The organism is Streptomyces sp. SID14478 (assembly GCF_010548525.1).
Taxonomy (GTDB): domain Bacteria; phylum Actinomycetota; class Actinomycetes; order Streptomycetales; family Streptomycetaceae; genus Streptomyces.
In genome coordinates, this window is record NZ_JAAGMG010001097.1 from 1 (window position 1) to 518 (window position 518).

At 76.6% G+C, this 518-nt stretch carries 1 protein-coding gene; it reads right to left on the reverse strand.

The genetic code is table 11. From position 1 onward, the window contains the following. The coding region (locus tag G3I40_RS35485) for a glycosyltransferase (protein ID WP_239092138.1) at nucleotides 1-296 on the reverse strand (296 nt) is incomplete at its 3' end. Nucleotides 297-518: the final 222 nt, after the last annotated feature.

The window sequence follows — 518 nt, forward strand, 5'->3', positions numbered from 1 at the left end:
AGCTGGTGCGTGGGCGCCGGGCTGCCGGCCGCGCGGCTGTTGCGGCTGGCCAGGCGCATGCCCTGGCCCCACAGGACGTCGGGCCCGGCGACCGTCACCTGGACGCCGGGGTGGGCGCGGCGCACCGCCTCGGGGGTGCCGTCGTGCGACCCGGCGTCGACGAGGTGGACGCGGACCCGGGTGTCCGGCGGCAGACCGTGCTGCGCGGCGAGGGCGTCGAGCGCGGCGAGCGCGGTGGCGCACCGGTTGTGAGTGACCGTCAGGACGGCTACCCGGGGCGGAGGGGGCGGCTCCATGGGGCTCCTTGCGTCGCGCGTTCCGGACATTCGGCGCATAAGTCTCTAGCCTCGGCCCCGGGATTCCACCGATCGACATAGGAGCCGCCCCGTGCACCGCTCTCTCCCCCGCCAGGCCCTGGCCGGGCGGCTGTTCACCGTCGCGGTCTGTGTCCTGCTCGGCCTCGCCGCGGCCTGGGCGCTCATGGCCCTCACCGCGCCCGCCTACCAGGCCAGGGCCCG